At 64.1% G+C, this 22,092-nt stretch carries 22 protein-coding genes; 6 read left to right on the top strand and 16 right to left on the bottom strand.

What is annotated here, in order from left to right; all coding sequences use genetic code 11:
* Positions 1-19 precede the first annotated feature (19 nt).
* The 8 genes from I5R65_RS20080 to I5R65_RS20045 form a co-directional block, all read right to left on the bottom strand.
* The gene (locus I5R65_RS20080) at positions 20-529 is read right to left on the bottom strand and encodes a YbaK/EbsC family protein (protein ID WP_180666930.1); all 510 of its coding nucleotides are present in this window, start codon (positions 527-529) and stop codon (positions 20-22) included.
* An 87-nt stretch (positions 530-616) separates the two neighbouring features.
* On the bottom strand, positions 617-1,546 hold the full coding sequence (locus tag I5R65_RS20075) for an MBL fold metallo-hydrolase (RefSeq protein ID WP_180666928.1): 930 nt from the start codon (positions 1,544-1,546) through the stop codon (positions 617-619).
* Positions 1,547-1,565: 19 nt separating this feature from the next.
* Positions 1,566-3,593, bottom strand: coding sequence for an acetyl/propionyl/methylcrotonyl-CoA carboxylase subunit alpha (locus I5R65_RS20070; RefSeq protein WP_180666927.1), 2,028 nt, complete (start codon positions 3,591-3,593; stop codon positions 1,566-1,568).
* 22 nt (positions 3,594-3,615) lie between these two features.
* Complete coding sequence (locus I5R65_RS20065; RefSeq protein ID WP_180666925.1) at positions 3,616-5,250, bottom strand: carboxyl transferase domain-containing protein; 1,635 nt, start codon at positions 5,248-5,250, stop codon at positions 3,616-3,618.
* A gap of 58 nt (positions 5,251-5,308) precedes the next feature.
* Positions 5,309-5,725, bottom strand: coding sequence for a YchJ family protein (locus tag I5R65_RS20060; protein ID WP_180666923.1), 417 nt, complete (start codon positions 5,723-5,725; stop codon positions 5,309-5,311).
* A complete protein-coding gene (locus I5R65_RS20055) occupies positions 5,725-6,327 on the bottom strand; it encodes a 2-hydroxychromene-2-carboxylate isomerase (protein WP_180666920.1) in 603 nt (200 codons plus the stop codon). The genes I5R65_RS20060 and I5R65_RS20055 overlap by 1 nt, the downstream gene beginning before the upstream one ends.
* 35 nt (positions 6,328-6,362) lie before the next feature.
* Positions 6,363-7,547 carry an isovaleryl-CoA dehydrogenase gene (locus I5R65_RS20050; RefSeq protein WP_180666918.1) on the bottom strand — a complete coding sequence of 395 codons (1,185 nt, stop codon included), beginning with the start codon at positions 7,545-7,547 and terminating at the stop codon, positions 6,363-6,365.
* 89 nt (positions 7,548-7,636) lie between these two features.
* On the bottom strand, positions 7,637-8,065 hold the full coding sequence (locus I5R65_RS20045) for a MerR family DNA-binding transcriptional regulator (protein ID WP_180666916.1): 429 nt from the start codon (positions 8,063-8,065) through the stop codon (positions 7,637-7,639).
* Positions 8,066-8,259: 194 nt separating this feature from the next.
* Here I5R65_RS20045 and I5R65_RS20040 point away from each other — a divergent pair, with 194 nt between their 5' ends.
* Positions 8,260-9,324: an MBL fold metallo-hydrolase gene (locus tag I5R65_RS20040; protein WP_180666914.1), complete on the top strand. Its 1,065-nt coding sequence runs from the start codon at positions 8,260-8,262 to the stop codon at positions 9,322-9,324.
* Between the two features lie 102 nt (positions 9,325-9,426).
* On the opposite strand, the gene def is transcribed toward I5R65_RS20040, so the two are convergent.
* Positions 9,427-9,945, bottom strand: a complete 519-nt coding sequence (gene def / locus I5R65_RS20035) for a peptide deformylase (RefSeq protein WP_180666912.1) — start codon at positions 9,943-9,945, stop codon at positions 9,427-9,429.
* A gap of 290 nt (positions 9,946-10,235) precedes the next feature.
* Here def and dprA point away from each other — a divergent pair, with 290 nt between their 5' ends.
* The 3 genes from dprA to I5R65_RS20020 all read left to right on the top strand — a co-directional run bounded on the left by dprA (position 10,236) and on the right by I5R65_RS20020 (position 15,002).
* The gene (gene dprA / locus I5R65_RS20030; protein WP_180666910.1) at positions 10,236-11,381 is read left to right on the top strand and encodes a DNA-processing protein DprA; all 1,146 of its coding nucleotides are present in this window, start codon (positions 10,236-10,238) and stop codon (positions 11,379-11,381) included.
* 86 nt (positions 11,382-11,467) lie between these two features.
* Positions 11,468-11,944: a DUF494 family protein gene (locus tag I5R65_RS20025; RefSeq protein WP_180666908.1), complete on the top strand. Its 477-nt coding sequence runs from the start codon at positions 11,468-11,470 to the stop codon at positions 11,942-11,944.
* A gap of 379 nt (positions 11,945-12,323) precedes the next feature.
* On the top strand, positions 12,324-15,002 hold the full coding sequence (locus I5R65_RS20020; RefSeq protein ID WP_180666906.1) for a DNA topoisomerase III: 2,679 nt from the start codon (positions 12,324-12,326) through the stop codon (positions 15,000-15,002).
* 74 nt (positions 15,003-15,076) lie between these two features.
* Here I5R65_RS20020 and I5R65_RS20015 read toward each other — a convergent pair whose 3' ends face one another.
* Complete coding sequence (locus tag I5R65_RS20015) at positions 15,077-15,853, bottom strand: exodeoxyribonuclease III (protein ID WP_180666904.1); 777 nt, start codon at positions 15,851-15,853, stop codon at positions 15,077-15,079.
* Between the two features lie 173 nt (positions 15,854-16,026).
* On the opposite strand from I5R65_RS20015, the gene pyrE reads away from it, so the two are divergent.
* Positions 16,027-16,686: an orotate phosphoribosyltransferase gene (gene pyrE / locus I5R65_RS20010; RefSeq protein ID WP_180666902.1), complete on the top strand. Its 660-nt coding sequence runs from the start codon at positions 16,027-16,029 to the stop codon at positions 16,684-16,686.
* Between the two features lie 68 nt (positions 16,687-16,754).
* Here the strand turns inward: pyrE and I5R65_RS20005 are convergent, their stop codons facing one another.
* The 6 genes from I5R65_RS20005 to I5R65_RS19980 all read right to left on the bottom strand — a co-directional run bounded on the left by I5R65_RS20005 (position 16,755) and on the right by I5R65_RS19980 (position 21,167).
* Positions 16,755-17,252, bottom strand: a complete 498-nt coding sequence (locus I5R65_RS20005; RefSeq protein WP_180666900.1) for a LapA family protein — start codon at positions 17,250-17,252, stop codon at positions 16,755-16,757.
* 205 nt (positions 17,253-17,457) lie between these two features.
* Positions 17,458-17,985, bottom strand: coding sequence for a peroxiredoxin (locus I5R65_RS20000; RefSeq protein WP_180666898.1), 528 nt, complete (start codon positions 17,983-17,985; stop codon positions 17,458-17,460).
* A 158-nt stretch (positions 17,986-18,143) separates the two neighbouring features.
* The gene (locus I5R65_RS19995; protein WP_180666896.1) at positions 18,144-18,803 is read right to left on the bottom strand and encodes a BON domain-containing protein; all 660 of its coding nucleotides are present in this window, start codon (positions 18,801-18,803) and stop codon (positions 18,144-18,146) included.
* The gene (locus I5R65_RS19990; RefSeq protein WP_180666894.1) at positions 18,796-19,392 is read right to left on the bottom strand and encodes a phosphoheptose isomerase; all 597 of its coding nucleotides are present in this window, start codon (positions 19,390-19,392) and stop codon (positions 18,796-18,798) included. Before I5R65_RS19990 ends, I5R65_RS19995 begins: the two co-directional genes overlap by 8 nt.
* A 118-nt stretch (positions 19,393-19,510) precedes the next feature.
* Positions 19,511-19,879: a YraN family protein gene (locus tag I5R65_RS19985; RefSeq protein WP_180666892.1), complete on the bottom strand. Its 369-nt coding sequence runs from the start codon at positions 19,877-19,879 to the stop codon at positions 19,511-19,513.
* A gap of 7 nt (positions 19,880-19,886) precedes the next feature.
* Complete coding sequence (locus tag I5R65_RS19980; protein WP_180666890.1) at positions 19,887-21,167, bottom strand: penicillin-binding protein activator; 1,281 nt, start codon at positions 21,165-21,167, stop codon at positions 19,887-19,889.
* Positions 21,168-21,180: 13 nt separating this feature from the next.
* Between I5R65_RS19980 and rsmI the strand changes: the two genes are divergently transcribed.
* Complete coding sequence (rsmI, locus tag I5R65_RS19975) at positions 21,181-22,086, top strand: 16S rRNA (cytidine(1402)-2'-O)-methyltransferase (RefSeq protein ID WP_180666888.1); 906 nt, start codon at positions 21,181-21,183, stop codon at positions 22,084-22,086.
* The last annotated feature ends 6 nt before the right edge of the window (positions 22,087-22,092 follow it).

Here is a 22,092-nt window from a genome sequence, read left to right as displayed (position 1 = left end):
TGGTCTGGTTCAGTCGAGATCAGGCTGCGGTCGGCGCGGCGTCCAGTCGCACATCACTGACGGCGCCGCCGGTCATGTCCTGCAGTTGCGTGGCGGTGAGATTGAAGACGGCATGCGGGTGGCCGGCGGCGGCCCAGACGCTGTCGTAGTTGAACAGGTCGCGGTCGATCAGCATCACCGGCTTGACGACGTGGCCGACCGGGCAGACGCCACCGATGGCGTAGCCGGTGTTGTCGCGCACGAAGCGGGCATCGGCCTTGCCCAGCGGGCCGACCAGGGCGGTCACCTTGGCTTCGTCGACGCGGTTGGCGCCGCTGGCGATGACCAGCACCGGCGCATCGTCGGCCACACGGCGGAAGATGATGGACTTGGCGATCTCGGCCACGCTGCAACCGACGGCGGCGGCGGCCTCAGCCGAGGTGCGGCCGGTCGAGGGCAGCATCACGACCGGTTTGTCATGTCCCATGCCGGCCAGCAGGTCGGCAACGCGTTGGGCGGAGGAGGGCAGGGGGGCAGCGGTGTCGTTCATGGGTCGAGGTCGGATCAAACGCGGTAGGTAGATGGAGCGGGAAATGATAACAGCATGGCCGTCACGCTTCAGGCTCCGGCGCCGCGCTCACCGGTCCAGCAGGAACACGCCGTCGCTGTGCGCCGCGCCGGCCCGTTCCAGTTGCGCCACGCACCAGCGGGACAGGGCGATGTCGTCCATTTGCAGGAAGCGTTCATTGGTGATGCGCAGCAAGGGGATGTCGCGCATCATCGCCGGCAGTTGCTCCAGCGGGATACGGCCGCGCTCCAGCAGCAAGAACTTGATCAACACCTTGACGCCATTATGGGCGTTGCGCAATGGATCGGCCTGCAGATAGTCCAGCCGCGAGAAGGCCTTGTCCAGGGCGTCATCGATGTCCTGGAAGGGCGCGCCATGGCCGGGGATGACGGTATGCACGTCGAGCGTGCGGATCAGTTCCAGCGTGGCGCGCGCTTCATCGAAACCGGATTCGCCATCCAGCTCGGGAAAGATGATGCCGAAGCCATTGCGCCACAAGGCATCGGCCGAGATCAGCACGCCTTCCTGTGCGCAGTAGAACAGCAACGCATGCGGGTCATGTCCGGGAGCGGCCAGCGCCTGCCAGTCCAGGTCGCCCATGCGCAACACGTCGCCACTGCCGATGGTCTGCGACGACGTGAATCGCGGGCAGCGCTGGCCGGTGGCGCGGTAGCTGAGGGCGTCCTCGTCCCAGTGGCGGACCTTGTCCGCTTCGGCGGCGGGGATGGCAATGCGGCAGCCATAGGCTTCCTGCAGGGCGGCATTGCCACCGCAGTGGTCGGAGTGCAGATGGGTGTTGACCAGCAGGTCCAGCCCGTCCCGACCGCGCTGGGCCAGCACGTGCCGTACCAGCGTCAGGGTCTGCTCGGCATGGCTGACATAGCCGCTGTCGATCATCGCCACTTCGTCGCGGCCGAACAGCAGCACGTTGTTGGAGGACAGCCAGCCCCGCTCCAGCACGTGGATGGAGGGGGCCACGCGCAGCGCGGGGGCATTCATGGCAAAGTACCCGGCACGCTCAGGCGGCCTTGAATTCCAGCAACTGCGCGCCCTCGGCCACCTGGTCGCCAACCGTATAGAGCAGGTCCTCGACTACGCCGGCGGCGGGCGCGGCGATGGTGTGTTCCATCTTCATGGCTTCCATGATGAGCAGCGGTGCGCCCTGGGCTACGCTGGCACCCTTCTGCACCAGCAGGGCGACGATCTTGCCGGGCATCGGGGCGGTCAGGCGGCCGCCCTCGGCTTCGCTGTGGCCGGCGTGGGCCATGGGATCGAGATGGCGCAGGCTGCGCTGTCCCTGACCATCGAAGATGTGCAGCCATTCGCCCTCCCGCTGGACCTCGGCGCGCAGCGTGCGGCCATCCAGCGAGACCAGTACGCCATCCTCGCCGCTGGGGTCGAAGGCCAGCGTATGCTTGCCGCCGTCGGCAAGCAGCGTCCAGTGCCGGCCGTCGCCGGCGTAGTCCAGTTGCACCGTCGTCGGTCCCGCTTCGTCCTCGAAGTCCAGGCTGCGCAGCAGGCGGGTGTTGAGTCGCCAGCCACTGGTACGGGCCCAGGGATCGGTGTCGCTTGTGGCCTGGCGCTCCTGCTGCAGGATGGCGGCGCTGGCCAGCGCCAGGGTCTCGATACTTGGCCGGACGGGTGCCGGGAACAGGCTGTCGCGATGACGTTCGATCAGGCCGGTATCGAGATCGGCGGTGGCGAAGGCTTGACCGGCAATCAGGCGCTGCAGGAAGCCGATATTGGTGGCCAGCCCCACCACCTGGTACTGCGCCAGCGCACGCGCCATGTTGCGCAGGGCGGCGTCGCGGTCGGCGCCCCAGACGATGAGCTTGGCGATCATGGGGTCGTAGAAGGGCGAGATGGCATCGCCCTCGCGCACGCCGGAATCGATGCGCACCGGCGCCGGTTGCCCGGCACCACTCTCGCTCAGGCGGAACTCCACGGCTGCGGCGCTACGCATGCGGGTGAGGGTGCCGATGGAGGGCAGGAAGCCCTTCTCGGGATTCTCCGCATAGATGCGGGCTTCGATGGCGTGACCGTTGATGCGCAGTGCCTCCTGCTTCAGCGGCAGTGCCTGGCCTGCGGCCACGCGCAGTTGCCACTCCACCAGATCGAGGCCGGTGATCATTTCGGTGACCGGGTGCTCCACCTGCAGGCGGGTATTCATTTCCATGAAATAGAAACTGCCATCCTGGCCGCTGCTGTAGTCGGCGATGAATTCCACCGTGCCGGCGCCGACATAGCCGACGGCGCGGGCCGCAGCCACCGCCGCTTCCCCCATGGCAGCGCGGCGGCCGCAGCTCATCCCGGGGGCCGGGGCTTCTTCCAGGACCTTCTGATGACGGCGCTGCACGGAGCAGTCGCGTTCGAACAGATAGACGCAGTTCCCCTGGCCATCGGCGAAGACCTGGATTTCGATGTGGCGTGGCCGGGTCAGGTATTTTTCGACCAGCACGCGGTCGTCGCCGAAGCTGGAGATGGCCTCGCGCTTGCAGGAGGCCAGCGCGGCCTCGAAGTCTTCCGAGCGCTCGACCACGCGCATGCCCTTGCCACCACCACCGGCGCTGGCCTTGAGCAGTACCGGATAGCCGATGCGATCGGCTTCGCTACGCAGGAAATCGCTCTCCTGGCGCTCACCGTGGTAGCCCGGCACCAGTGGCACGGCAGCGGTTTCCATCAGCGCCTTGGCGGCCGATTTGGAACCCATGGCGCGGATCGCCGAGGCCGGTGGGCCGATGAAGACCAGGCCGGCGTCGGCGCAGGCCTGGGCGAATTCGGCGTTCTCGGAAAGGAAGCCGTAGCCCGGATGGATCGCCTGGGCGCCGGTGGCCAGGGCAGCGGCGATGATCTTGTCGGCGCAGAGATAGCTTTCCTTGGCCGGCGCCGGTCCCAGGCGCACGCTCTGGTCGCAGGCCTGGACGTGCTTGGCGCGGGCGTCGGCGTCGGAATAGACGGCCACCGTGGCGATGCCCAGGCGACGTGCGGTAGCCGCCACGCGGCAGGCGATTTCGCCGCGATTGGCGATCAGGATCTTGTTGAACATGGTGTCTCCTCGGTGGCGTGGCTCAGATGCGGAAGACGCCGAATCGGGTCTCTTCGATGGGGGCGTTGAGCGCCGCCGACAGGCCCAGCGCCAGCACCTGGCGGGTATCGGCGGGGTCGATCACGCCGTCGTCCCACAGTCGCGCCGAGGCGTAGTAGGGATGGCCCTGGCTTTCGTACTGGGCGCGGATGGGTTCCTTGAAGGCGGCTTCTTCCTCGGCGCTCCAGCTGCCGCCGCGGGCTTCGATGCCGTCGCGCTTGACGGTGGCCAGCACACTGGCGGCCTGTTCACCGCCCATCACCGAGATGCGTGCATTGGGCCACATCCACAGGAAGCGCGGCGAGAAGGCGCGGCCGCACATGCCATAGTTGCCCGCGCCGAAACTGCCGCCGATGATGACGGTCAGCTTGGGGACCTTGGCGGTGGAAACGGCGGTGACCATTTTTGCACCATGGCGGGCGATACCCTCGTTCTCGTACTTCTTGCCGACCATGAAGCCGGTGATGTTCTGCAGGAAGATCAGCGGGATCTTGCGCTGGCAACATAGTTCGATGAAGTGGGTGCCCTTTTCGGCGGCCTCCGAGAAGAGGATGCCGTTGTTGGCGATGATGCCCACCGGCATGCCGTGCAGGTGCGCGAATCCGCACACCAGCGTGGTGCCGTAGCGGGCCTTGAATTCATCGAACGCGCTGGCATCGACGATGCGGGCGATCACCTCGCGCACATCGAAGGGCTTGCGGGTATCGGTGGGGATGACGCCATACAGTTCCTGCGCCGGGTAGTGCGGTTCAACGCTCTCGCGCAGCGCCAGTTGCTGCGGCTTGCGGCGGTTGAGGTGACCGACGATGTTGCGGGCGATCGCCAGGGCGTGGGTGTCGTCCTGGGCCAGATGATCGGCCACGCCCGACAGGCGTGTATGGACGTCGCCGCCGCCCAGCTCCTCGGCACTGACCACCTCGCCGGTGGCGGCCTTCACCAGCGGCGGGCCGGCCAGGAAGATGGTGGCCTGGTCCTTGACGATGATGGATTCGTCGCTCATGGCCGGGACATAGGCACCACCGGCGGTGCAGGAGCCCATCACCACGGCGATCTGGGCAATGCCCTGGGCCGACAGGTTGGCCTGGTTGAAGAAGATGCGGCCGAAGTGGTCGCGGTCCGGGAAGACCTCATCCTGGTTGGGCAGGTTGGCGCCGCCGCTGTCGACCAGATAGATGCAGGGCAGGTGGTTGAATTCGGCGATCTCCTGGGCGCGCAGGTGCTTCTTGGCCGTCATCGGGTAGTAGGTGCCACCCTTGACGGTGGCGTCGTTGCAGACGATCACGCATTCCTGGCCGGCCACGCGGCCGATGCCGGTGATGATGCCGGCCGAGGGCGCGGCGTCCTTGAGGTTGCCGTCGCGATCCTTCTCGCGGTACATGCCGTAGGCGGCCAGTTGCGACAATTCCAGGAAGGGCGTGCCGGGGTCCAGCAGCATCTGCACGCGCTCGCGTGGCAACAGTTTGCCGCGGGCCAGGTGTTTTTCGCGGGCGGCCTGGCCGCCTCCTTCGGCGATGGCCGCGACCTTCTGGCGCAGGTCATCCACGATGCGCTGCATGGCTTCGCGATTGTGCTGGAATTCCTCGCTGCGCGGGTTGAGCTTGCTTTCAATCTGCGGCATGGTGGTCTCTCGTCTCTCTGTTTTAGTTTCTTGTTGTGGCGCCGTGGTGCAGAAAGCGTCAGCCTTCGGGGAAGTTGCCGTCCACGTAGTACCAGCGTATCTGTCCCTCGCCATCGGGCTGGCGCACGAAGTTGCTGATCTCGTGCAGGCGGTGGGCCTTGCCCCCCACCTTGAAGCGCGCCACGAATTCGACCGTGGCGGTATCGCTGCCGGCAGCGTGCTGGTGCTTCTTGATCTCCAGGCCGATCCACTTGACGTCGGTCTCGCTGGTGAGCTCTTCTTCCGGCAGTGTCTCGGGGAACCAGGTGGCGCGCAGGTAGGCTTCGTCGCGCAGGGCGTAGGCGCTATAGCGCGAGCGCATCAGCAGTTCGGCTGTGGCGGGCACCTGGCCGCCGGTGATGAAGCGGCCGCAGCATTTGTCGAAGCTGGGCTGGCCGCAGGGGCAGGGGCCGCTCTTGTCTTTCTTGTTGCTCATCAGATCTTTCCGTTTTTCAGCAGGGCTTCCAGTTGGGGGAAGCGGTCGAAGCCCCAGAATTGTTCGCCATCGGCAATCACGAAGGGCGAGCCGAACACACCGGCCTTGCCGGCGGCCTCGGTCGCCTGCCGCAGCTGGTCCTTCAGTTCGGGAGACGCCAGGGCCGCCTCCAGCGCGGTGCGGTCGATGCCCAGATCGGCGGCGATGCGCAACACGTGCTCGACCACGCTGATATCGATGTCCTCGGTGAAGTAGGCGCTGTACAAGGTCTTGATCAACTCGACCGCCTTGGCCGGCTGCGTCTGCTGCACCCACAGCGTGGCGCGCGCGGCGACCTGGCTGCCGATGGGGAAGTTGCTGGGGGCCTTGTAGAAGATATTGTGGAAGCGGGCGGTACGCTCCATGTCGTGGCGCGAATACTCGCCCTTGACCGGGATGTTGACCAGCGAATTGGTGCCCAGGGTCTTGAAGATGGGACCCAGCAGGATCGGGTACCAGCTCACGGCGCGGCCGTAGCGCGCAGCCAGCTTGTCGATCTCGACGGCACCGAAGTAGCCGTAGGGGGAGCTGAAGTCGAAGTAGAAGTCGATGGGTGTGCTCATGATGTTCCGTGCGGTTGAAGAGGGGGAGCCGTCGCTTACAGCGTATCGGCGAACAGTTCGCGTCCGATCAGCATGCGCCGGATTTCGCTGGTGCCGGCACCGATCTCGTAGAGTTTGGCGTCGCGCCACAGGCGGCCGACCGGATATTCGTTGATGTAGCCATTGCCGCCCAGTGTCTGGATCGCCTCGCCGGCCATCCAGGTGGCCTTCTCGGCGCTGTACAGGATGGCGCCGGCGGCGTCCTTGCGCAGTGCGCGCACCTTGTCCGCACTGTCGGCGCGGTCGCAGGCCTGGCCCACGGCATAGACATAGGCCTTGCAGGCCATCATGGTGGAATACATGTCGGCCAGCTTGCCCTGCATCAGCTGGAATTCGCCGATGGCCTGGCCGAACTGCTTGCGGTCGTGGACATATGGCACCACCACGTCCATGCAGGCCTGCATGATGCCCAGCGGGCCGCCGGAGAGCACGCTGCGCTCGAAGTCCAGGCCCGACATCAACACGTTGACGCCTCGGCCGATGCCGCCCAGGATGTTTTCTTCCGGCACCTCGCAATCCTGGAACACCAGCTCACCCGTGTGCGAGCCGCGCATGCCCAGCTTGTCCAGCTTCTGTGCCACCGAGAATCCCTTGTAGCCTTTTTCGACCAGGAAGGCGGTCATGCCACGGGCGCCGGCGTCCAGGTCGGTCTTGGCGTAGACCACCAGCACGTCGGCGTCGGGCCCATTGGTGATCCACATCTTGCTGCCGTTGAGCACGTAGCGGTCGCCCTTCTTGTCGGCGCGCAGTTTCATGCTTACCACGTCGGACCCGGCGTTGGGTTCGGACATGGCCAGGGCGCCGATGTAGTCGCCCGAGATCAGTTTGGGCAGGTAGTTGCGCTTCTGTTCTTCGTTGCCGTTGCGCTTGATCTGGTTCACGCACAGGTTGGAGTGGGCGCCGTAGGACAGACCCACCGAGGCCGAGGCCCGCGAGATTTCCTCCATGGCGATGATGTGGGCCAGGTAGCCCAGACCTGCGCCACCGTATTCCTCCGAGACGGTGATGCCCAGCACGCCGAGCTCGCCCAGCTTCTTCCACAGGTCCATGGGGAACTGGTCGCTGCGGTCGATCTCGGCCGCGCGCGGGGCGATCTCGCTGTGCGCGAAGGCGGCCACTGCTTCGCGCAGGGCGGCGATGTCTTCTCCGTGGTCGAAACTCAGGCCGGGCAGGTGGATCATGGTGTCTCCTCGTTGGGTAATTTGTTCTGGTGTTCCGGATGGGGCGTTCCGGTTGACGTTAACGGCAGATGAATCCGGATTGCCGGGGCTCAGGCGGCCACGGCCTTGCGTTTGGTCTTGGTGACACTGCTCCTCGATCTGCCCTCGACCAGCAGTTGCCGGCATTCCTCTTCGTGGGCGGCAATTTCGGAGAGGGTCAGTTCCAGATCCTCGCGCTGTTGCTCCAGCTTTTCGCGATGGTGTTGCAGCAGGCCCAGGAAACGCTGCAATTGCGGCTGCGTATCCTTGGGCGATTCGTACATGTCGATCAGGTCCTTGATCTCGGAAAGCGTGAAGCCGAGCCGCTTGCCGCGCAGCGTCAGTTTCAGGCGGGTGCGCTCGCGTGCGGGATAGACGCGATGCCGTCCCCCCACGCCTTCGCGCTTGGGATTGAGGATGCCGTGGTCTTCGTAGAACCGGATCGCACGCGGCGTGATCGCGAATTCTTCTGCCAGTTCGGTGATGGTGTAGGTGGGCATAACGACGTGGACGCTGATGGGCTTGGGGCTCGAAGGAGTCGGATCGGCCTGGTCTGGCACTTTACGTTAACGTAAAGTATATTGTGCCTTGTCGTCCAGCGGAAATTGCAGCATGCGCTAGACTGGCGGTCTTTCGTTGTCGCTGGAGCAATGTCCGGCGTCGCTCCTGTCCACGTTCCCGGCCCGGCTCATTGATGAATGCACTTGAATCCCAGCTCGACTACGCCTTCGGCGATACCCTGCCCGAGATCGGCCGCACCATGCAGGTCGCGCCCGGTGTGCGCTGGCTGCGCATGGGGCTGCCCTTTGCGCTGAACCACATCAATCTCTGGCTGCTGGAAGACGAGGTGGACACACCGCACGGCCGGCAGCGTGGCTGGACCGTGGTCGATTGCGGTATCGCCACCGACGAGACGCGCCAGGCCTGGGAAACCATCTTCGCCGAGGAACTCGATGGCCTGCCCATCGTGCGCGTGCTGGTCACGCATTGCCATCCGGATCACGTGGGCCTGGCCGACTGGCTGTGCCAGCGCTGGCAGGTGCCGCTGTGGATGAGTACCGGTGATTACGCGTTTGCGCGAGTGATGTCGGCGGCCCTGCCGGGGGCCGAGGGGACGGCGGCGACGCCGCATTTCCAGCGCCACGGGCTGGCCGATCCTGAAACAGTGGCCCTGCTGCAGGGGCGCAATAACTATTATCAGGACCTGGTACCGACGGTGCCGCGTGCCTACCACCGGATGCAGGATGGCCAGGCGGTGCGCATCGACGGGCGTGACTGGGAGATCATCGCCGGGTTTGGTCATGCGCCGGAGCATGTGTCCCTGTACAGCCGCGCATTGAACCTGCTGATCTCGGGCGACATGGTCTTGCCACGCATCTCCACCAATGTCTCGGTGTTTGCCATCGAGCCTGAGAGCAACCCGGTGCAGCAGTATCTGGATTCGCTGAAGAAGTACGCTCACCTGCCTGCCGATGCCTTGGTGCTGCCTTCCCATGGCAAACCTTTCCGCGGCCTGCACACACGCATCGAACAGCTGAACGACCATCACCGGCTGCGCCTGGCCGAGGTGCTGGAGGCCTGTGCCACACCGCAGACGGGGGTGGATATCCTGCCGGTGATGTTCAAGCGTCCGCTGGACACGCACCAATTGTCCTTCGCGCTGGGCGAGGCGGTGGCGCATCTGCACAAGCTCTGGTACGACGGGGCCCTGAAGCGCGTGCTGGGCGAGGACGGGGTGTACCGTTTCGTGGCGGTCTGATCAGATCCATGGCTTGATGCGCAGGGCGCATCAATGCCAAAACGCCGGCCGGGGTTGCCCCTGGCCGGCGTTTTGATTTTGTGCTGCAGATGAACAGCAGGCTTAGCCCGCCTTCTTCTTCAATTCTCGCTCTTCCTTCTGCAGCTTGGTCTTGATGCGGTTGCGCTTCAACGGCGAGAGATATTCGACAAAGACCTTGCCCTTGAGGTGGTCCATCTCGTGCTGGATGCAGACCGCCAGCAGATCATCGGCATCCAGCTCGAAAGCCTTGCCGTCGGCATCGAAGGCGCGCACCTTCACGCGTGCCGGACGCTCCACGCCGTCATAGATGCCAGGGACCGACAGGCAGCCTTCGTCATAGACGCGCTTTTCCTCGCTGGCCCACAGGATTTCGGGGTTGATGAACACCTGCAGGTGCTTGCCTTCATCGGAGACATCGATCACCACCACCTGTTCATGCACGTCGACCTGGCTGGCGGCCAGGCCCACGCCAGGGGCGGCATACATGGTCTCGGCCATGTCGGCCACCAGTTGCTTGATGCGCGCGTCGAAGACGGTCACGGGCTGGGCGATCTTGTGCAGGCGCGGATCGGGGTAACGGAGGATGTTGAGCTGGGCCATACGTGGTTCTCGGCAATCTTGGAGTTCGGTCCCGGTGGACCTGGATGGTCCGGACCTCGACATTTTGCGAGGGTCCGGGGGATTCGTTTCGGGAATTGTTATTTAAATGTGGCCGAAGCGCGACGCTTCAAGCGCGGCCGCAGCACAATCGCGGTCTTGGCTGCCAGCGCCTGTGCATTGTTGCCCGGTGGCCACCGTGGTGTTCCCGATCAAGATGAAAAGTGTATCACAGCCCGCCCCCTGGTCGCCGCAAGCCCGCGCCACGCGGCGGTGAGCGCGGTACTTCAATTATGCAAAACAATTTCCCTTTTGATGCAACCCCTGCCGATCCCGGGCGCCTCGACGCCTGGCTGCGACTGGCCTTCGCCGATGGCATCGGACCGGTGGCGGCGCGACGCCTGCTGGCTGCATTCGGCTTGCCTGGTCAGATCTGGCAGGCGCAATTCTCCGCCCTGTGTGCCGTGGTGTCGCCCCGGCAGGCCGCGACCTTGCTGGCACCACCGTCGGGCCGCCAGCGCGAGCGCATGGAGGCCACGCTGGACTGGCTGCAGACGCCCGGGCGGGCGGTCGTCACGCTGGCCGATGCCGCTTATCCGGCCGCCCTGCTCAACATTCCCGATCCGCCGCTGCTGCTCTACGTGCGTGGTGATGCGGCACTGTTGTCGGCGCCCGCGCTGGCGGTGGTGGGCAGCCGGCATGCGACGGTGCAGGGGCGCGCGCATGCGATGCGCTTTTCGGAGGAGCTCAGCCATGCCGGGCTGAGCATTGTGTCCGGGCTGGCAATGGGGATCGATGCGGCCGCGCATGAGGGTGGTCTGCGAGGGGCCGGATCGACGGTGGCGGTGATCGGGACCGGCTGCGATATCGATTATCCTTCGCGTAATCGGGAGCTGGCCGAGCGCATTGCCCAGGGCGGTTGCATCGTCAGCGAATATGCACTCGGGACGCCGCCGCTGTCGGCCAATTTCCCCCGCCGCAACCGCGTCATTTCAGGACTGGCGCAGGCGGTACTGGTGGTCGAGGCGGCGGCCCGCTCAGGCTCGCTGATCACTGCGCGCATGGCGGCCGAGCAGGGGCGCGATGTGTTCGCGATACCTGGCTCCATCCACGCGCCGCTGTCCAAGGGCTGTCACCAGCTCATCCGTCAGGGGGCCAAGCTGGTGGAGACGACGCAGGATATCCTCGAGGAGTTGCCATTGCGGCAAGCCGTCGCTGGCATCGCACAGGCGCAAGCTGCCGCAGGCCAGTTGCCGGACGATGACGATCCGGCAAGTCTGCTGGTCATGCGCGCCATGGGGCATGATCCCGTGGATGTCGACACCCTGGTGCAGCGTTGTGGCCTGGATGCGGCGGCGCTGGCAGCGATCTTGCTTGGGCTGGAGTTGCAAGGGCGGGTTGAAGTGTTACCTGGTGCACATTACCGGTACGTGGCGTGAAGAAATTATCCCCGCGGGGCTGCGATTCCTGCCATACTGGACTTGGCTGACTTGTACATTCATAACCTTCGCGATAGAGTACGAACATGTTTGATGTCCTCGTTTACCTGTACGAAACCTACTATCGCCCCGATGCCTGCCCCGAACAGGAGGCGCTGGTCAAGAAGTTGTCCGCGATCGGTTTCGAAGAAGATGAAATTTCCCAGGCACTCGGATGGCTGACTGATCTTGAAGTCGCCAATCACGAATTCGCCGACAACTATCCCCGCCAGACTGCCTTCTCCTTCGGTACCCGTATTTACGCACGCCAGGAGAGCGACGTGCTGGGCGTAGAAGCCATCGGCTTCATCCAGTTTCTCGAGTCGGCCAAGATGCTGGATCCGATCCAGCGCGAGATCGTCATCGAGCGTGCACTGGCTGCCGGCGAGGCTCCCATCACGCTGGAAAAGCTCAAGGTCATCGTGCTCATGGTCTTGTGGAGCCAGGGCAAGGAGCCGGATGGCCTGATGTTCGAGGAACTGTTCCTCGACGAAGACGATACCGAGCCGCGCCTGTTGCACTGAGCCACCGTGGCGGCTTGCCGGCGTGACATCGCACCGGCAGCTTGGTCGCCATGCTGACAGCCCGCTGACGATATCTGCAGCTTGTTGCTTCATACCAAGCTGGATATGAGTGAAACTCTGAGACGGCAAGCCCTTGTGCTTGCCGTTTCGTTTGCATCACGCTTATCATTCCCCCGCATTGGCCCGATATTGGCTACTATATAAAAATTCCGTTGTCCACAGGCAACGAAACGCCGGCCGCATGCTCCGCACGCCGCCGCTGCCAGTTTCAACCCTGGGATGGCATGGCGTTGTTTCGGAACGATCCGGCCCCAACTGGGACTGACCGATTTCCTGGAACGCGCCAGCAACCGATCTCTCATTACCGAGACCCATACTTATGAGCAAGACCCTCATCATTGCCGAGAAGCCCTCTGTCGCGAACGACATCGCGAAGACGCTCGGCGGCTTCACCAAGCACGATGAGTATTTCGAATCCGACCAGTACATCCTGTCGTCGGCGGTTGGCCACCTGCTGGAAATTGCAGTCCCCGAGGAATACGACGTCAAGCGCGGCAAGTGGAGCTTCACCCACCTGCCGATGATTCCGCCGCACTTCGCCCTGAACCCCATCGCCAAGACCGAGTCGCGCCTGAAGGTGCTCTCCAAGCTGATCAAGCGCAAGGATGTGACCACCCTCATCAACGCATGTGACGCGGGCCGCGAAGGAGAACTGATCTTCCGTCTCATCGCCCAGTACACCAAGGCCAAGCAGCCGGTGAAGCGTCTGTGGCTGCAGTCGATGACGCCCGGTGCCATCCGCGAGGGCTTTGCGCACCTGCGTGAGGATGAGGAAATGTTGCCGTTGGCCAATGCGGCACGCTGCCGCAGCGAGGCTGACTGGCTGATCGGTATCAACGGCACCCGTGCCATGACGGCCTTCAATTCCAAGGAAGGCGGCTTCTACCTCACCACCGTGGGTCGCGTGCAGACACCGACCCTGTCCATCGTGGTGGAGCGCGAAGAGAAGATCAGGAAGTTCGTCTCCCGCGATTACTGGGAAGTGCACGCCGAGTTTGTCTGTGCCGCCGGCATCTACAAGGGTCGTTGGCTGGACAAGGGGCACAAGAAGGACGAGAACGATCCCGAGAAGCGCCCGGAGCGTCTCTGGAGCCGTGCTGCGGCCGATTCCATCGTGGCGGCCTGCCGCGACAAGCAGGGCAATGTCACCGAAGAATCCAAGCCGACCACCCAGATGTCGCCGGGCCTGTTCGACCTGACCAGCCTGCAGCGCGAGGCCAACTCGCGCTTCGGCTTCTCGGCCAAGAACACCCTGGGCCTGGCCCAGGCGCTCTATGAAAAGCACAAGGTGCTGACCTACCCGCGTACCGATTCGCGCCACCTGCCCGAGGATTACATCAGCACCGTCAAGGACACGATGGAAGCGCTGGCGGAGAACAACAACTACCACCAGTTCTCCAAGCAGATCTTGAAGCAAGGCTGGGTCAAGCCCAACAAGCGCATCTTCGACAACACCAAGATCAGCGATCACTTCGCCATCATCCCGACCACCCAGGTGCCCAAGAACCTGTCGGAGCCGGAACAGAAGCTCTACGACCTGGTGACGCGCCGCTTCATGGCGGTGTTCTTCCCGCCGGCCGAGTTCCAGGTGACCACCCGCTTCACCGAAGTGTCGGGCCACCAGTTCAAGAGCGAAGGCAAGGTCATGATCAATCCCGGCTGGCTGGCCATCTACGGCAAGCAGGTCGAGGAAGACGACAAGGACAAGGAGGGCAGCGGCAACCTGGTCGCCGTGGCCCAGGGCGAGAAGGTCAAGACCGACAAGGTGACGGCCAACGCGCTGGTTACCAAGCCGCCGGCCCGCTACACCGAAGCCACGCTGCTGTCGGCCATGGAAGGCGCGGGCAAGCTGATGGATTCCGACGAGCTGCGCGAGGCGATGGCCGGCAAGGGCCTGGGCACGCCAGCCACGCGCGCGGCCATCATCGAAGGACTCTTGAACGAGAAGTATCTGCTGCGCGAAGGCCGCGAGATGATGCCCACCGCCAAGGCCTTCCAGCTGATGACGCTGCTGCACGGCCTGGGCGTGGATGAACTGACCGAACCGGAACTGACCGGCGAATGGGAACACAAGCTGGCCCAGATGGAGCGCGGCAAGATCAGCCGTGACGAGTTCATGCGCGAGATCGCGCAGATGACCCAGATCATCGTCAAGCGCGCCAAGGAATACGACAACGACACCATCCCGGGCGACTATGCGACCCTGCAGACGCCTTGCCCCAACTGCGGCGGCGTGGTGAAGGAAAACTATCGTCGCTTTGCCTGCACCAAATGTGAATTCTCGATGAGCAAGGTGCCAGGTGGCCGCCAGTTCGAGATCGCCGAAGTGGAAGAACTGCTGGACAAGCGCACCATTGGCCCCTTGCAGGGCTTCCGTTCCAAGATGGGCCGTCCGTTCGCGGCCATCCTGAAGATTTCGCGCGACGAAGAGATCAAGAACTTCAAGCTCGAATTCGACTTCGGCCAGGACCAGGCCGAAGGCGAGGGCGGCGAGCCGGTGGACTTCAGCGAACAGACCCCGCTGGGCGCCTGCCCCAAGTGTGGCAGCGGCGTCTACGAGATGGGCCTGGCCTATGTCTGCGAAAAGACCGTGGCCAAGCCCAAGGCCTGCGACTTCCGCAGCAGCCGCATCATCCTGCAGCAGGAAATCCTGCCCGAGCAGATGGCCAAGCTCTTGAACGAAGGCAAGACCGACCTGCTGCCGGGCTTCATCTCGCAGCGTACGCGCCGGCCGTTCAAGGCCTTCCTGGTGCGCGGCAAGGATGGCAAGATCAGCTTCGAGTTCGAGGAGCGCAAGGCCAAGGCACCGGCCAAGGGCAAGGCCGCCGCGGCTGATGCCGAGAACGGTGCCGACGAGGCTGCGGCCAAGCCGGCAGCGAAGAAGGCGGCCACCAAGACAGCAAGCAAGACCACGGCCACCAAGACCAAGGCGGCCGCAGCCAAGAAGCCGGCCCTGCGCAAGGCCACGCCCAAGAAGGCGGCAGCGCCGGACGCCTGATCCTTCCTGTCGGCAGACGTCAAAAAGCCCTCGCGCTGTGAAGTGCGAGGGCTTTTTGTCATGGGGTCGCCGGCCTAGTCGCCGTAGACCACCGTCAACGGCGCATGGTCGGAGAAGCGCTGTTCCTTGTAGATCGCCGCGCTGACCGCCTTGGCGGCGATGCCCGGGGTGGAGACGTGATAATCGATGCGCCACCCCACGTTGTTGGCCCAGGCCTGGCCGCGATTGCTCCACCAGGTGTAGGCGTCGCCGGTGGTCTCGGGATGCAGGCGCCGGTATACGTCCACCAGGCCCAGCTGGTCGAAGATGCGCGTCATCCAGGCGCGCTCCTCGGGCAGGAAGCCGGAGTTCTTCTGGTTGCTCTTCCAGTTCTTCAGGTCGATTTCCTTGTGGGCGATGTTCCAGTCGCCGCAGATGACGACCTCGCGGCCGCTCTTTTCCAGCGCCATCAGGTGCGGCAGGAAGGCTTCCATGAAGCGGAACTTAGCCTCCTGGCGTTCCTCGCTGGACGAGCCCGAGGGCGCGTAGAGGGAAATCACGGTCAGGTCGCCGTAGTCGCATTCCACATAGCGGCCTTCGTCATCGAACTCGGTATTGCCAAAGCCGATGCGCACCGAGTCAGGCTGGCGGCGGCTGTACACGCCTACGCCTGAATAACCCTTCTTCTGGGCGTAGTGGAAATGGCCGACATAGCCGGCCGGGCTCAGGAAGTCATCGGTCATGTCGGCCGCCTGGGCCTTCAGTTCCTGCACGCAGACGAAGTCCGGCGCTTCCTTCTGCAGCCATTCGAAGAAGCCCTTCTTGGCGGCCGAACGGATTCCGTTGAGGTTGGCGGAGACGATTTTTGGCATGGGATTCCTGTTTGCTTGCTGCGGGAGAGTGTTCAATCAGGCCGGTAGCATAACCGATAGGATGAATCATTTAAAATGGCGGCCTGATGAAGGCTTTGCCACCTCCTTCGCCTTGCCTTCTGGCAAGCGGACAGGCCGGCCCTTCCGTTTTGACTCTTCCCGGGAAATGCATTGTGAGCAACTTGAGACAGGAATTCATTGAATTCGCGGTGTCGGCCGGCGTGCTGCGCTTTGGCGAATTCGTCACCAAGGCCGGTCGTACCTCGCCTTACTTCTTCAACGCCGGTCTGTTCAGCGAAGGCGCGACGCTGGCCCAGGTGGCGCGTTTCTACGCCCAGACCCTGCAGGATTCCGGCATCGAATATGACATGTTGTTCGGTCCCGCCTACAAGGGCATCACGCTGGCCAGCGCCACCGCCGTGGCGCTGGCCGGCATGGGGCGCAACGTGCCGTTCGCCTTCAACCGCAAGGAAGCCAAGGATCACGGCGAAGGTGGCACCATCGTTGGCGCCAAGCTGCAGGGCAAGGTCGTCATCATCGACGACGTGATCTCGGCCGGCACCTCGGTGCGCGAATCGGTGGACATGATCCGCGCCGCCGGCGCCACCCCCTGTGCGGTGCTGATCGCGCTGGACCGCATGGAGCGCTCGGGCAAGGATGGCGCCCTGTCTGAATTGTCGGCCGTGCAGGAAGTGGCCCGCGAATATGGCATGCCGGTCATTTCGATCGGCAACCTGGACGACCTGTTCGAGTACATCTCGACCGGTGGCGATGCGCGCCTGGCCCAGTACAAGGATGCAGTGGCGGCCTATCGCACGCGTTACGGCATCTAAACTGCATTAAAAAACGCCAAAAGGTTGCATCTTTGCGGATCCAGCCTTTTTGTATTGACGCCAGCTGATCACAGCGGCTTGATCACTCCCGCCACCTGCTGGCGCTGCAGCCGGTCATCAAGCTCGCCGACCTGGGCGGCCACCGCGTTCTCGGTCTGCTCCACCCGATGGTGAATGTCACGCTGCAAGGCATCCAGGCGTTGCCCCAGCAGGGTTTGCTGCTCGGTCTGGCGGCGCTGCAACTGTTCCAGCTCGGTCTTCAGGTAACTACGCAGGTCGTTGAAGCGCGAATGCTCGGCCTGGTCGGCCAGGGTACGCTGGGCTTCCAGCTGCTTGGTCAGGCGCCGGCTTTCCAGCATCACGCTGGTTTGCAGGGCCAGGATGTAGAGCAGGAAGAAGGCGGTCAAAACGATCACCACCGCCAGCATCACCGCACCCAGCGGCGCCTGGAACTCGGTGTAAATCAGCGAGAGGGTGGTAGTGGCCGTGAAGGCCGTCCAGTTGACGGCGGCGAAGATGGCGACCAGCGCCAGCAGCACGATCAGGAAAACGGTCCGGAATCTCATTGCAGCCTCCTGTTATGTTCTCGGTCATTGGGCAGGCATGAACGTTCAGCACGGCCGGGCCGCAGCGGAACGATGACAAATCGCTTGTCATGCCGACAAGGTGAATCTTTTGGACTTCCCGGGTAGAGGGGATGTTCCTTGGAGTTGTTCGCCGGAATTAAAAAAGCCGACCCATGGTCGGCTTTCGGGAAGGGGTGAGGCCCGCTCAGGCTGCTGCCAACGCCTTCTCCAGCAGCTGATGCAATTCAGCAAACTGCGGCTCGCCGACATAGCGCTTGATGATGTTGCCATCCTTGCCGATGACGAAGGTGGTCGGGGTCAGCTTGACGTCACCAAAGGCCTTGGCCAGCGTATCCTGCGGGTCGAGGGCGACCTTGAAGGGCAGCTTGCGGGTCTCGGTGTAGTTCACCACGTAGTTGGGCGGGTCATAGCTCATGGCCACGGCCACGAAGTCCAGGCCGCGATCCTTGAACTTGTTGTAGGTCTCGATCATCTGCGGCATCTCGCCCACGCAGGTGGTGCAGCTGGTGGCCCAGAAGTTGACCATCACCACCTTGCCGCGCAGGTCCTTGAGGGCCACCTGCTGGCCATCGAGCTTGGTAAAGGTGACATCGGGCGCGGCGTTGCCGGCGTTGACCTTGAAATAGGCGAAGGCGGCGATGGCAGCCACGCCGACCAGGGTTGCCAGCTTGATCATGAGGCCGCGTTTGGACGCATTTGCCGGTGCTTGCATGGAAAACTCCGTATTCCGGATTCGATGAGCGGGGCCAGGCCCCGGGACTGATCCGGCCATTATAGACCGCGGCGTCCAATCCTGCGGACCGCGCTCCAATGGAAAACCGCCGGACAGGCCGGCGGTTTGACTTGCATCAGAGACCTTGGTGCCACCGATCAGCTGGTGGATTTGTTCTCGCTGGCCGGCTTGCGCTGGTATTCCTTCAGTTCGTCTTCGCTGATGTATTCGAACAGCGTGACGACCTTGGTCACATCCGACACACCGCTGGCGATCTGGGCGGCGCGCTGGCCTTCGCGTTGGGTCACGCGGCCCATCATGTAGACGATGCCGCGCTCGGTCGTGATCTTGAAGGCGCTGGAATAGAGGGTCTTGTCGTCCACCAGGCTGGCCAGCACCTTGCTGGTGATGAGCGCGTCGCTGGAACGCGAGCCGAAGCTGGAGGATGGGCCGACCTGCAGCTCGTTGTACACCGTATCGACATTCTGCAAGGCCTTGATCTCGCGCTCGGCGGCAGCCTTGGAGGCTTCGTCAGGCACTTCACCGGACAACAGCACCTTGCGGTTGAAGGCAGTCACGTTGACATGTGAGCCGGCGGCCACGACTTCGGGAATACGGGCTTCGCCCTTGACCACGATCGATTTGTCCTCCGTCTGCGCGCCCAGGGTACGGCGGTCGGTGGCGGCGAAGGTGGTGGCCAGCGCACCGCCGGCCAATACCGCGAAACAACCCTGCAGGCTCAGGGCCAGCATGCCGCCCAGTGCGACTGCCGCCAACGGGCGGCGCAGCCGTGTGAACATCGATCGTGCATCACTCATTCGCATCATCTCCAAAAAGCGCGACGTCGATACCATCGCAAATGCAGTGCAGGGATACCAGATGCACTTCCTGGATGCGCGCGGTACGGTCATGCGGCACACAGATATGCACATCGGCATCGGTCAGGATCTTGCCGATCTTGCCGCCGCCCTTGCCGGTCAGCGCCACCACGCGCATGTCGCGCTCGTGGGCCACGTCGATGGCGGCCAGGATGTTGCCCGAATTGCCCGAGGTCGAGAAGACCAGCAGGATGTCACCCGCCTGGCCGAAGGCCTGGACCTGCTTCGAGAAGATTTCCTGGTAGCTGTAATCGTTGCCCACTGCGGTGAGGATGGAGGTGTCCGTGGTCAGCGCCAGGGCCGGCAGCGGCAGGCGCTCGCGTTCGAAGCGCCCCACCAGTTCGGCCGCGAAGTGCTGGCTGTCGGCAGCCGATCCACCATTGCCGCAGGCAAGAATCTTGTTGCCATTCGACAGCGCGGTGAACATAAGTTCAGTCGCCTGTTCAATCGGTTGCGCCAGTACGCTGGCTGCCTTGATCTTCAGGTCGGCACTTTCCTGGAAATGGGCGAGGATACGGGGATTTGTCATAGTGGCTGCGATTATAGAAGACTTGAACGGCGCCAAGTCCTGGCAATGGGTAAAGAGAAGTTTCCGCAATTCGGTGGCACATGATACGCCAGGACCCTCCGGCTGCAAATCCGCCCGTTCAGGTCTCGATGACGTTGCGCAGCCATTGTAACTGGCCGCCATCGACCGCGATGACGTCGAAACGGCAGGCCGGCATCTCCCGCTGACCCTGCAGCCAGACCTGGGCCGCCACCAGCAGGCGTCGCTGCTTGGCCGGTGTCACGCTGGCCGCCGCACCGCCAAAGGCCGCACTGGCGCGGGCGCGCACTTCCACGAAGACCACCGTGGCGCCGTCCTGCAGGATCAGGTCGATCTCGCCACCCTTGCAGCGGAAATTGCGTTCCACCAAGCGCAGGCCCTGGCGCTGCAGATGCTCCAGGGCCTGGTCCTCGGCAGCATCGCCGGTGCGCTGGCGCGAGGTACGGCGCAACAGGTCGCGCAGCGCCATGGTGGCGTCAGTACTGGTCCGCCATCGGCACCGGCCAGCCATCCTGATAGATGGCCTGGGTCTCCTGGCGCTGGAAATAGGTGGTGCCGCCACCGATCATGTTCACCGTCAGGCGCCCGGTGACGCCATCGATATCGAAGCCCGATTGCCGCTGCGCAATGCCATAGGCAACCCGGTAAGCATCGATGCCCAGCGCATACAGGCGCGCCAGGTCCGGGCTGGGACGCTCGTTGTCATTGATTGCCGGGCGTGGATAGCGGGCCACCGCCACGTTGTCGGGCTGCAGTTGCCAGGGGATGTCGACCAGGCGCACCCCGTCCAGCTCGGGCAGCTTGTCGTTGGGGTTGTCGCGCTTGAGGGTGTAGGGATTGATCTGCGAGGTACCGTACAGCGGCAGCTCGTTGCCCACGGCGCTGCGCAGTTGCACGGTTTGCGCCGCGTCCAGGGCGACGAAGATCAGGGCCGGTTTTTCCTGCTCCACGCGCTTGGCCAGCTGCGCCAGTCCAGGGGCCGAGAGGGCGTTGGCGGGGGTGCTCAGTTCCAGCGTCTCGACCTGCAGGCCGAGCTGGCGGGCACGCAGCTGGAAGGAGCGGGCGGCACGCTTTTGCCAGGCGATATTGGTCGAGATGGCGAAGATCTTGCCGGGCGCTTTTTCCTTTTCGACCCAGTTGGCCACCTGGCGTGCCTCTTCATCGATGGACAGGCCCACGGCCAGCATCTGCGCGGGCAGTTGCAGATCGGTCTCGCCATTCATGTCCGGCTGCGCCAATGCGACGGTGGGTTTGCTCACGCGACCGCTCTGGGCCACGGCGGTCACGGCGCTGCGCGAGAGCGGGCCGATCACGATGTCGTACTTGCCGGCCGCCTCGTCGTAGGCACGCTGCATGTCCGGTGCCGAATCCCCGGTCTCGACGATGGCCAGCTGGATGTTCTCCTTCTGGCGCGAATAGGCCGTCAGGAAGCCCGTGCGCACCGCGTCCGCGGCAGCTCCAAAGGCGCCGGTGCGGGAGGGCAGCAGCAAGGCCATGCGGATCGGGGCGGCGGCCGCAGGCGCTGCCGAGGGTGTCGTCAATACGCCGCTGGCGGCCGACTGCATCTCCGGCGAGGTCCCCGGCGGCAGCGCCAGCGGGGCCGGATCGGAGGTGGCCGAGGGCAGCGTGGGGGTAGCGGCCTGCGCCAGCAGGGGTACACTGTCGGCTGCTGCGGCCGGCAGCGCCACCATCCAGGGGGCCAGCAAACCGGCCAGCAGGGCCGCGTATGCGGTCATTTTCTTCGAACCTGTGAACATCCCGCCTCCTCCAATGAATCAGAATTCCAGCGTAGCTGCCTCCATCCTGCAGGATGCCGCCCAGCAAACCTATCCGGTGTCGGCATTATATGTGCTGGCCACGCCCATCGGGAATGTCTGCGACATCAGCCTGCGCGGCCTGCACCTGCTAGGTATCGCCGATGCGGTGGCCTGCGAGGATACGCGCAATACCAGCCAGTTGTTGCAGCGCTATGGCCTCTCCCGGCCCCTGTTGGCGACTCACGAGCACAACGAGCGCGAGGCCGCCGACAAGATCATCGAGCGCCTGCGCGCCGGACAGCGGGTGGCGCTGGTATCCGACGCCGGCACGCCGGCTGTTTCCGACCCCGGTGCCAAGGTGGTCGACGCGGTGCGTGCCGCCGGGTTCCGGGTGATTCCCATGCCCGGCGCATCGGCGGCGATTACCGCGCTGTCGGCATCGGGGCTGACCGATGCCCGTTTCCACTTCGTCGGCTTCCTGCCCAGCAAGACCCGCCAGCGCGAGACCGCGCTGCAGGAGTTGACCGGTCTGCAGGCGGCGCTGGTGTTCTATGAAGCCCCGCACCGTATCGTCGAGACCGTGCAGTCCCTGCTGCAGGTGTTCGGCCCGCAGCGCCAGGTGGTGCTGGCGCGCGAGCTGACCAAGCTGTTCGAGGACATCCACCGCTGCCCGCTGGGCGAGGCACCGGCCTGGCTGGAGCAGGACGCCAACCGCCAGCGCGGTGAGTTCGTGGTCTTGCTGGAAGGTGCGCAGTCGGTGCCGGACGAGGATGCGGAGGGCGAGCGCGTCCTGCGTATCCTGCTGGAAGAACTACCGTTGAAACAGGCCGCCGCCCTGGCCGCGCAGATCACCGGCCAGAAAAAGAACGCCTTGTATGAACGCGCCCTGCAACTCAGGCAGGACGCGCAAGAGGGATAGCGATAG

It is taken from the genome of Herbaspirillum sp. AP02, from assembly GCF_015767275.1.
Taxonomy (GTDB): Bacteria; Pseudomonadota; Gammaproteobacteria; order Burkholderiales; family Burkholderiaceae_D; genus Herbaspirillum.
This window is presented reverse-complemented; position numbering and strand designations above follow the sequence as displayed.

What these genes read in the sequence shown, in the direction of transcription:
- I5R65_RS19995 (WP_180666896.1), bottom strand. Translation starts at nt 18,803, where the DNA reads ATGAGTGATGCACGATCGATGTTCACACGGCTGCGCCGCCCGTTGGCG.
- I5R65_RS19985 (WP_180666892.1), bottom strand. Translation starts at nt 19,879, where the DNA reads ATGGCGCTGCGCGACCTGTTGCGCCGTACCTCGCGCCAGCGCACCGGC.
- I5R65_RS20065 (WP_180666925.1), bottom strand. Translation starts at nt 5,250, where the DNA reads ATGCCGCAGATTGAAAGCAAGCTCAACCCGCGCAGCGAGGAATTCCAG.
- I5R65_RS20020 (WP_180666906.1), top strand. Translation starts at nt 12,324, where the DNA reads ATGAGCAAGACCCTCATCATTGCCGAGAAGCCCTCTGTCGCGAACGAC.
- I5R65_RS20000 (WP_180666898.1), bottom strand. Translation starts at nt 17,985, where the DNA reads ATGCAAGCACCGGCAAATGCGTCCAAACGCGGCCTCATGATCAAGCTG.
- I5R65_RS20045 (WP_180666916.1), bottom strand. Translation starts at nt 8,065, where the DNA reads ATGCCCACCTACACCATCACCGAACTGGCAGAAGAATTCGCGATCACG.
- I5R65_RS20055 (WP_180666920.1), bottom strand. Translation starts at nt 6,327, where the DNA reads ATGAGCACACCCATCGACTTCTACTTCGACTTCAGCTCCCCCTACGGC.
- I5R65_RS20050 (WP_180666918.1), bottom strand. Translation starts at nt 7,547, where the DNA reads ATGATCCACCTGCCCGGCCTGAGTTTCGACCACGGAGAAGACATCGCC.
- I5R65_RS20060 (WP_180666923.1), bottom strand. Translation starts at nt 5,725, where the DNA reads ATGAGCAACAAGAAAGACAAGAGCGGCCCCTGCCCCTGCGGCCAGCCC.
- I5R65_RS20005 (WP_180666900.1), bottom strand. Translation starts at nt 17,252, where the DNA reads ATGAGATTCCGGACCGTTTTCCTGATCGTGCTGCTGGCGCTGGTCGCC.
- I5R65_RS19990 (WP_180666894.1), bottom strand. Translation starts at nt 19,392, where the DNA reads ATGACAAATCCCCGTATCCTCGCCCATTTCCAGGAAAGTGCCGACCTG.
- def (WP_180666912.1), bottom strand. Translation starts at nt 9,945, where the DNA reads ATGGCCCAGCTCAACATCCTCCGTTACCCCGATCCGCGCCTGCACAAG.
- I5R65_RS19980 (WP_180666890.1), bottom strand. Translation starts at nt 21,167, where the DNA reads ATGTTCACAGGTTCGAAGAAAATGACCGCATACGCGGCCCTGCTGGCC.
- rsmI (WP_180666888.1), top strand. Translation starts at nt 21,181, where the DNA reads ATGAATCAGAATTCCAGCGTAGCTGCCTCCATCCTGCAGGATGCCGCC.
- I5R65_RS20075 (WP_180666928.1), bottom strand. Translation starts at nt 1,546, where the DNA reads ATGAATGCCCCCGCGCTGCGCGTGGCCCCCTCCATCCACGTGCTGGAG.
- dprA (WP_180666910.1), top strand. Translation starts at nt 10,236, where the DNA reads ATGCAAAACAATTTCCCTTTTGATGCAACCCCTGCCGATCCCGGGCGC.
- I5R65_RS20025 (WP_180666908.1), top strand. Translation starts at nt 11,468, where the DNA reads ATGTTTGATGTCCTCGTTTACCTGTACGAAACCTACTATCGCCCCGAT.
- I5R65_RS20040 (WP_180666914.1), top strand. Translation starts at nt 8,260, where the DNA reads ATGAATGCACTTGAATCCCAGCTCGACTACGCCTTCGGCGATACCCTG.
- I5R65_RS20070 (WP_180666927.1), bottom strand. Translation starts at nt 3,593, where the DNA reads ATGTTCAACAAGATCCTGATCGCCAATCGCGGCGAAATCGCCTGCCGC.
- I5R65_RS20015 (WP_180666904.1), bottom strand. Translation starts at nt 15,853, where the DNA reads ATGCCAAAAATCGTCTCCGCCAACCTCAACGGAATCCGTTCGGCCGCC.
- I5R65_RS20080 (WP_180666930.1), bottom strand. Translation starts at nt 529, where the DNA reads ATGAACGACACCGCTGCCCCCCTGCCCTCCTCCGCCCAACGCGTTGCC.